Below are 340 nucleotides of genomic sequence, written 5' to 3'. Positions count from 1 at the left end.
CTGAGGTCCGCTGGCGCGGTGCGCATCAGCCAGTCGGCGGCTTTCTGGGCCTCGGTTGCGGCCTTGAAAATGAACCGTTTGTCGTCCTTGAGGCACCGCAACCAGCTTTCGACATAGGCGGCTGTCTGCCCGAAATCCGGCGTCACGCCGATCTGGGCGCAGACCATGGCGCTGCCGATTTCGGCAACCAGTTCCTCGAAAGCGCGATCCGTGCGCCCGTTGAACCGGCTGAAACGGTCCAGCCGATGCACAGCACCCGTGGCGTGACAGGCTTCATGGGCCAGGGTGGCGTAATATCCGGCGGCGTCATGAAACGTCGCGACGGGCGGCATGTGGATGA

At 63.8% G+C, this 340-nt stretch carries 1 protein-coding gene; it reads right to left on the bottom strand.

All coding sequences use genetic code 11. From position 1 onward, the window contains the following. The coding region (locus FNJ84_RS21815; RefSeq protein WP_255471379.1) for a zincin-like metallopeptidase domain-containing protein at window positions 1–340 on the bottom strand (340 nt) is incomplete at both ends.

Origin of the sequence: Paracoccus sp. M683 (genome assembly GCF_007096355.1) — a bacterium.
In the GTDB taxonomy this organism is placed as follows: domain Bacteria; phylum Pseudomonadota; class Alphaproteobacteria; order Rhodobacterales; family Rhodobacteraceae; genus Paracoccus.
The sequence above is the reverse complement of the archived record's forward strand: the minus strand, read 5'-3'. Positions and strand labels throughout refer to the sequence as shown.